Origin of the sequence: Pediococcus ethanolidurans (assembly GCF_001437405.1) — a bacterium.
GTDB lineage: Bacteria > Bacillota > Bacilli > Lactobacillales > Lactobacillaceae > Pediococcus > Pediococcus ethanolidurans.
Window position 1 is genome coordinate 93,167 of sequence record NZ_JQBY01000008.1, and the last position, 7,579, is coordinate 100,745.

Below are 7,579 nucleotides of genomic sequence, written 5' to 3' on the forward strand. Positions count from 1 at the left end.
GTTTTAACCATGCCGTTATTACAAACAAATTATATTTCTAAATCGTATTCTGACCATCAAGTACTCAGTGATATCAATATTCACTTAGACCAAGGTGAATTAGTCAGCATTCTTGGAATCAGTGGCATCGGGAAAACGACTCTTTTTAACATTATTGCCGGTTTGCTTTCACCTGAAAGTGGTCAAGTCATCCTTAAAGATCAACCCATCACAAATACAACTGGTCAAATTAGTTATATGCTTCAAAAAGATTTGCTGCTACCCTACCGAACCATTATGGGAAACGTTATTTTGCCAGCTTTGATGCAAGACATCTCCAAAAAAGAAGCTGAAGCAAAAGCCGCACCACTTTTTAAACTTTTTGGCTTACAACATACTGAAAAACTTTATCCACAAGCCCTGTCTGGTGGTATGCGTCAACGAGCCGCTTTACTGCGTACTTATATGTTTAATAAGGAAGTTGCATTGTTAGATGAACCCTTTAGTGCGTTAGATGAAATCACTAAACATCAGGTTCATAGTTGGTATTTAAATTTAATGAAAAAAATTAATCTATCAACCTTATTAATTACGCATGATGTGGAAGAAGCCATCTTATTATCCGATCGAATTTACCTTTTAACCGGTACACCAGCAACGATTACACAGGAAATTTCAATTGATGCTGGCCTCAAAAAACAACCTGATTTTGAGCTCAGTACCGCATTTTTGAACTACAAACGTAAAATTTTAAGTTTACTGTAAATTCAGCTACTGAGCGAATTTCAATTAACCAAATCTTTTGCTTTCTATAACGTTTTAGTTTATATTTTAGTTGAAGTACAGTTAAGTATCATTCTAATAAATACTTCTAACTATAAACTTGTGCCTATTGCATTCAGCTTTCCAAATAGCACAATGATTAATATCTAAAGGAGCTGTTATTTATGGCAAGTGAAATTGTATTATTTAATCCCGGCGATTCGCTAGGAAACTTTCATGATTATAATGAGGCTGTGCGTAGTGGTCAGCTGTACAAACATAAGGACGAAACTCCCCATGAACTCGTCATTGCTACCGATCCTAAAAACGATGAAGAATATTTAATTTTTTATGCAAAAGACGCAGTTGATCCTAACAACAAGGATAAATCTGGCACTAAATACAATATTTCTAAACATTTATAAGATGTAATCACATTCTATGACCAAAGGAGGACTCACTATGACTTTTGCCGACCAGCTAATTAAACAACGAAAACGAGCCGGCTACACAAGAAGCGCCTTAGCCAAAGAACTGAACGTTAGTTTGGATCAAGTTACTCAGTGGGAACACGGAGACTCTGAACCAAACTTGGCTACTTTACGTCATTTACACAAACTTTATGAAATTAGCATGGACGAACTTATTTTAAATGAAGCGCCAAATCAGTCAGTGAGCCCTTCTCGATGGTTAGCACAGATTGATAAGGCCTTAAAACGAAAATAAGCATCAAATCCACAAACAGAAAAAAAATTGAGAGCGAAAAAGACATTTCTTCACTCTTTTTTTATACAAAAAAAATCGATCATAATTATAATAATTACGATCGACCTCTTTTAACACTACAATTTAGTAGACATCGACATTTGCACCGAACTCAGCCTCTAAATCTTCAAGCAGTGTATGTTTTTCAGACTTACATTCTTTTTCAGAATATTTAATAAATAAAACCTCGCTTTATGGTTTGCCTAAGCAATCACAACTATGCGAGAAAGTTTACTGTTTTTGAACATTAACAGCTTGTGGTCCACGGTCGCTGTCTTCTACATCAAAAGTAACTTCTTGGTTTTCTTCCAATGTCTTGAAGCCGTCGCCTTGGATTGCTGAAAAATGAACGAATACATCGTCACCATTTTCGCGATTAATAAAACCGAATCCCTTATCAGGGTTAAACCATTTAACTTTACCTTTTTCCATGTGAATGAATCCTCCTAGCGCAGTGCGCTTTTTTAATTTTGTATCCCACGAGCCAATTACGAAAGGAGCCGTCCTCTTTAAAAATTCGAACCCTTAATAACCGAACTGATAAAACACATTAACATAACCTTAACAGTAACTGCACGTTAATACAAATAATAAGCCCTCTAAGTACTCAATTAAAAGCTATTGTTTTGCGTCCTATAGCCAGGTATGATAGTTGTAGGGAAGTGAGTTATCATGAATACTTTTTTTGCGCTCTTAATTTTGGGCAGCGTCTTGGGGTTTATAATTTTGGAGATTATATCCCTCTACAATAAGATTACGCACAAATTTCTTTTTCATGTGCCAACTAATACATATAAAAATTATGTTCTTGGTACATTATTACTTTTTTGTGTCGCTTTTTTTGGTTTTCAAAGTACCGATCCTAAACCAGCAAACACGGCACCCCCTGTCAAAAAAATCTATAAAACAAAAACAGTGGGAAAAGCAGAATTAAATTCGGCAAAGCTTCGCGCCTATGAGCTTGCCAAAATCTCATCAAAAGTTTCTTCACAATCCGAGTCTGTTGAAGAATTATCGAGCAAAGTGACAGCAGCCAAGAAAACTTCTTCAAAAGCTGCTTCTTTGCGTCAAGACTCCGAAAGTCGTTCTGAAAGCCTTCAATCAAGTGAATCTGTACGCCGGGAAAAAGCTGCTTCTGAAAGTGAAAGTGCTGCACGAACTTCAAGTTCAACCAGTGCCAAGCAAACATCTACAAAGAATGATTTGGATACGACTACCAAACAAAAAATTATTGGTAATAAAAATTCCAAAATCTACCATGTTCCCGGACAAGCTGGCTACCACATGAATTCACAAAATGCTGTGTATTTTCAAACCGAGGCTGAAGCCCAAGCTGCGGGATATCGAAAAGCAAAAAGATAGCAAGGAGAAAAAATTATTATGTTTATTGGAATCATATTTTTAATTATTGGCCTCTTTGCCATCGTGGTAGCCTTCCATCAACGAAAAGATCGTATTTGGTTTGCTTTATTAGCGATAATCACACTTTTATTGAGTTGGAACCAGGCTGGAACCTATGCACGTCACAAATATTTTCATTTAAATAGTGTCATGTCAACTAAAGTTGTGACCAAGGTTAATTCCAGTGCCAAAAAATTGGCGAACTCTCTAGAAACCAAAAATGATAAGTTGAACAGTTCTTTATCTTCTCAATCGGCCTCATTAAAGAAAAAAGCCGGAAGTCTTCATGTTAGTCTTGCTAAAAATCAATCTAGCACTGGAACTTCTAGTACACAAACTACAGATAGCACCGAATTAGCTGCTAAAAAATACACAGGGCAACAAACCATTACCGTCAATCAAAACAACCCTAGTTTCTCAACAGCGGATCTCTCGACAAACAAGGGTGCTTGGCAAACTTATGGCAATTTAGATCGCAACAACCGCGTTTCGGCTGCCAATGCACTTTTAAATAAAAGCTTAATGCCTAAAACGGAACGCGAAGCTTTAGACGTTGATCCCACTGGCTGGCATAATAAACGAACCAGTAATGGCTGGTTATACAACCGTTGTCACTTAATCGGCTATCAATTAACGGGGCAAAACAATAATGCCAAAAACTTAATGACTGGCACACGATCTTTAAACGATCCAGAAATGACGACCTATGAAAATCAAGTAGCAGATTACGTAAAAGAAAATAAAAATCATTACGTTCGTTATCGTGTGACTCCCATTTTTCGAAACAACGAGCTAGTTGCCCGTGGGATTCATATGGAGGCACAATCAATTGGAAGTGATGCCGTTCACTTCAATGTTTACATCTTTAACATTGAAGCAGGCTACACCATCAATTATCAAACAGGAACTAGTGTTAAGAAATGAAGGTTAACAAATGAAAATTGTTTTTCATATTGACGAAACATCAAAATAGCAAACAGTACTGTCAAATGTAAGCAATACCCTAACCTATGCTCAAGATCACCATGAACACATTCCAGTCGTAGTCGTGGTAAATGGATCAGCTATTACCGAATACGTAACCGAAAATATTCAAACTTTTATCAATGATCATAAGACATCAGTTGCTTTTCATGCCTGTCAAAATGCCATGATTAGCCATCATATTACAGCAGCACAGCTCCCAAAAAATGTTAAAATTGTCCCAGCAGGTGTTATTGATTTAGCTGAATTACAGGATCAAGGTTTCCGCTATATTAAACCTTAGTTTATTGTTGAATTGATTTAACTTTCAATGACTAAAACGCTTTAATTCTATGTTTTGCCGTCTAGTATTCAAGATCGTGGTAAGATAATAATCATGAGCTTAAAATGAAAGGCGAAAAAATCATGGAAAACAACCGTTTTACTCAAAGCGATCAGGTCTCAAAAAAATTATTCTGGCAATTGTTGGAACCGGAATGATGTCCTTTTGTGGCGTTCTTTTAGAAACTTCTATGAATGTCACTTTTCCAACTTTGATGCGTCAATTCAATGTTTCCGTCTCAAATGTGCAATGGATTACTTCTGGATACTTATTAATTGCCGCGCTTGTGATGGCGCTAGCATCTTATATTCATAAACGGTTTAAGCTAAAAAATATTTACACCGTTTCAGTTGTCCTTTTTATTCTGGGACTTTTACTTTGTGTCTTTGCCCAAAGTTTTCCCGTACTCTTGGCAGGACGCTTAATTGGCGGTATTGCAACTGGGCTGACCACTCCATTAATGTTCAGCATTATTAATCATGATATTCCGATTCAAAAACTAGGACGGTATACCGCGATTGGTGCGATCATTATTTCAATGGCCCCCACTATTGGACCGACGTATGGCGGACTCGTTTCCTATTACTTTGGTTGGCGACTAATTTTCTGGATTGTCCTTCCAGTTTCAATTATCGCGGCTATCATCGGCATTTTAAATATTGAACAAAACCGCAATACACAGCATCCCAAACTAGATATTTTAGGGTTCGCCTGGATTGCAGCTGCGTTTATCTTAATCGCCCTTGCCTTTAATGAAGCTTCTACGCATGGCTGGGCAAGTACAGGTTTCTGGTTAATGTTAGTGATTGGGTTACTATCGGCCGGATTGTATGCTTGGCATGCGATTCACGTCAAATCACCATTAATCAATATTAAGATATTTACGTATCAACCCTTTGTTCTTAGTTTTCTTGCGTATGCGCTTTGCCAGTTGATTAATTTAGGAATGAGCTTTTTACTTCCTAACTTTGGTCAGTTAGTTTTAGGCAGTAACGCACTATTAGCTGGTTTCCTCTTACTACCAGGAAGCGTCTTACGAATCTTTATCATGCCTTGGGGTGGCAATCTGTTGGATCGCAAAGGACCGTCGCTACCAATCCTTACCGGTATTAGTTGCATCCTTGTTTCAGGAGTTTTGTACTTTTCGTTCATGTCATTTTTAACGATTCCACTGATGACATTTTTCTACGTTTTCTATAGCGTTGGTTTTTCATTAACCTATAGTAATACTTTGGCTAACGGAATGAGACAACTACCGATGCATTTGAAAGATGATGGTAATGCAGCTTTCAATGCCATTCAACAATATTCTGGTTCTATAGGAACCTCCCTAATGGCAACTTTGATCGCTATTAGCCAAATGAATGCACAGGGAATGTCCGAAAAAGAAGCCATTGCGCGTGGGAGTTCTCATGATTTTATTTTACTAATCATCATGTCGATTGCCTTATTAGGCATTCAAGGTTTAAATTTTAAAATTCAAAAAAACACAGCGTCAAATAAGTAACTTAAAGGCAAGTCGAACCTAATCGACTTGCCTTTTTGTCTGAAAATTTAAAATTTGACGTATCGTGATACGATAATATTAGAAAAAGATAGAGGTAAAACTTATGCAAACAGATCAATTTATTCCCAACAATCAAGTTTCAAGAAAAACCATTTTCGCCATTATTGGTACTGGTGTCATGTCCTTTTGTGGCATTTTATTAGAAACAGCCATGAACGTTACTTTTCCCACACTGATGCATGTTTTTGGTGTCTCAATTTCAGCCGTTCAATGGATCACTTCTGGTTACTTGCTGGTGGCCTCACTTGTCATGACACTGGCTTCATACATGCATAAACGCTTTAAACTTAAACAAATTTTTGCGTGGGCTGTATTGCTTTTCTTTGTTGGTCTGTTTCTTTGTGTGAGTGCAACCAACTTTTCAATGTTATTGATTGGCCGACTAATTAGCGGAGTTGCCACTGGTATGACTACGCCACTTTTATTTGGAATTATCAGTCATGATATTCCCGTTCAAAAACTTGGTCGTTACATGGCAATTGGTGCAATTATCGTTTCAATGGCCTCTGTGGGTCCGACATATGGTGGAATCATCTTATATAGTCTAGGTTGGCGTGCCATTTTTTGGATTGTGCTTCCACTTGCGCTTATCGCAGCCGTAATTGGCCTATTAAACATTCAACAAACCCGACCGCTTCAAAAACCACGGTTAGATATCATGGGATTTTTCTGGTTAGCCGGCGTATTTGTACTCATTTCACTTGCTTTCAATGAAGCCTCTATTCATGGCTGGAATAGTTCAAATTTTTGGGCTTTTTTAATCCTTGGTCTGCTTGCGGGTGGTCTGTACGTCTGGCATGCCCACCATTTTGCCTTTCCATTAATTGATATCAATATCTTTAAGTATCATCGTTTTGTTTTAAGTTTTGTTGCTTATGCACTTTGCCAATTAATTAACATTGGCATGAGTTTTCTACTTCCTAATTTTGGTCAATTAGTGCTCGGTGCAAATTCGTTACTAGCTGGGTTGCTGCTGTTACCAGGTAGCTTGTTACGATTGATTCTAATGCCTTTTGGTGGCGTTGTCTTAGATAAACATGGTGCTGCGTTACCAATCCTAACTGGAATCAGTGCTTCACTTATTTCCGGCATCTTGTTCTTTAGTTTTCAAGCTAGTTTAACGATTCCTTTAATGACCATTTTCTATGCACTTTTCAGTGCCGGATTTTCATTAACTTTCAGTAATCTTCTTACGGATGGAATGAAACAACTGCCCAGCAAACTAAAGGGCGATGGTAATGCAGCTTTTAACGCCATTCAGCAATATTCAGGATCTATCGGTGCTTCATTGATGGCCACGTTTATCTCCATCAGCCAAATGAACGCCCATGGTCTTTCATCAGTAACCGCAACAGCACGAGGAAGCCGAAATGATTTCATTTTGCTGATTGGAATGGAATTGATAATGTTATTTCTTCAACTCATTGATTTTCGAAAGCAACGCAAAACTGCTGAAATGCGATAATGTTCGCGTTTTATTTTGATAATATCAACTGTTAGCTGGATTACTTATGATTACATCGTATGAGTATGCACTTTGAATACTTTTTTCCGCCGAGCATTAGGACAGCTCCTCAAAGCAGTCAAAAAAAATATAAGCAAGGTTCTCTCTATCCTTTTTCCGCTGAGTATTAGGACAGCTCCTCAAAGCAGTCAAAAAAATATAAGCAAGGCTCCCAGCGGGATACGATCCCGCTTCCACCTTGCTGCTTCTTTATCCTTTTTCCACTGAGCATTAGGACAGCTCCTCAAAGCAGCAAAAAAAATAGGGTCTACACTTTCTGGTATTGGTGAATAAC

The 7,579-nt window shown here is 37.7% G+C and carries 9 protein-coding genes; 8 read left to right on the forward strand and 1 reads right to left on the reverse strand.

Features of this window, described 5'->3' with window-relative positions; all coding sequences use genetic code 11:
- Positions 1 to 9: 9 nt before the first annotated feature.
- The 3 genes from IV87_RS04850 (at position 10) to IV87_RS04860 (ending at position 1,467) form a co-directional block, all read left to right on the forward strand.
- Positions 10 to 744 carry an ABC transporter ATP-binding protein gene (locus IV87_RS04850; RefSeq protein WP_057806016.1) on the forward strand — a complete coding sequence of 245 codons (735 nt, stop codon included), beginning with the start codon at positions 10 to 12 and terminating at the stop codon, positions 742 to 744.
- Positions 745 to 926: 182 nt separating this feature from the next.
- A complete protein-coding gene (locus tag IV87_RS04855) occupies positions 927 to 1,166 on the forward strand; it encodes a hypothetical protein (RefSeq protein ID WP_057806018.1) in 240 nt (79 codons plus the stop codon).
- Between the two features lie 37 nt (positions 1,167 to 1,203).
- A complete protein-coding gene (locus IV87_RS04860; protein ID WP_057806020.1) occupies positions 1,204 to 1,467 on the forward strand; it encodes a helix-turn-helix domain-containing protein in 264 nt (87 codons plus the stop codon).
- 270 nt (positions 1,468 to 1,737) lie between these two features.
- Here IV87_RS04860 and IV87_RS04865 read toward each other — a convergent pair whose 3' ends face one another.
- Entirely contained in the window at positions 1,738 to 1,938 is a 201-nt protein-coding gene (locus IV87_RS04865; RefSeq protein WP_057749326.1) for a cold-shock protein, read from the reverse strand.
- Positions 1,939 to 2,232: 294 nt separating this feature from the next.
- Between IV87_RS04865 and IV87_RS04870 the strand changes: the two genes are divergently transcribed.
- The 5 genes from IV87_RS04870 to IV87_RS04890 all read left to right on the forward strand — a co-directional run bounded on the left by IV87_RS04870 (position 2,233) and on the right by IV87_RS04890 (position 7,245).
- On the forward strand, positions 2,233 to 2,868 hold the full coding sequence (locus IV87_RS04870) for a sunset domain-containing protein (protein WP_236698969.1): 636 nt from the start codon (positions 2,233 to 2,235) through the stop codon (positions 2,866 to 2,868).
- A gap of 15 nt (positions 2,869 to 2,883) precedes the next feature.
- The gene (locus IV87_RS04875; RefSeq protein WP_371862112.1) at positions 2,884 to 3,831 is read left to right on the forward strand and encodes a DNA/RNA non-specific endonuclease; all 948 of its coding nucleotides are present in this window, start codon (positions 2,884 to 2,886) and stop codon (positions 3,829 to 3,831) included.
- A 124-nt stretch (positions 3,832 to 3,955) separates the two neighbouring features.
- Positions 3,956 to 4,174, forward strand: coding sequence for a DsrE family protein (locus IV87_RS04880; RefSeq protein ID WP_236698970.1), 219 nt, complete (start codon positions 3,956 to 3,958; stop codon positions 4,172 to 4,174).
- 196 nt (positions 4,175 to 4,370) lie between these two features.
- Entirely contained in the window at positions 4,371 to 5,720 is a 1,350-nt protein-coding gene (locus IV87_RS04885; RefSeq protein WP_057806022.1) for an MFS transporter, read from the forward strand.
- Positions 5,721 to 5,823: 103 nt separating this feature from the next.
- Complete coding sequence (locus IV87_RS04890; protein ID WP_057806023.1) at positions 5,824 to 7,245, forward strand: MFS transporter; 1,422 nt, start codon at positions 5,824 to 5,826, stop codon at positions 7,243 to 7,245.
- The last annotated feature ends 334 nt before the right edge of the window (positions 7,246 to 7,579 follow it).

Excerpts from the sequence above, each read along its gene's own strand:
- IV87_RS04850 (WP_057806016.1), top strand. The coding sequence starts at position 10 with ATGCCGTTATTACAAACAAATTATATTTCTAAATCGTATTCTGACCAT.
- IV87_RS04855 (WP_057806018.1), top strand. The coding sequence starts at position 927 with ATGGCAAGTGAAATTGTATTATTTAATCCCGGCGATTCGCTAGGAAAC.
- IV87_RS04860 (WP_057806020.1), top strand. The coding sequence starts at position 1,204 with ATGACTTTTGCCGACCAGCTAATTAAACAACGAAAACGAGCCGGCTAC.
- IV87_RS04865 (WP_057749326.1), bottom strand. The coding sequence starts at position 1,938 with ATGGAAAAAGGTAAAGTTAAATGGTTTAACCCTGATAAGGGATTCGGT.
- IV87_RS04885 (WP_057806022.1), top strand. The coding sequence starts at position 4,371 with ATGTCCTTTTGTGGCGTTCTTTTAGAAACTTCTATGAATGTCACTTTT.
- IV87_RS04890 (WP_057806023.1), top strand. The coding sequence starts at position 5,824 with ATGCAAACAGATCAATTTATTCCCAACAATCAAGTTTCAAGAAAAACC.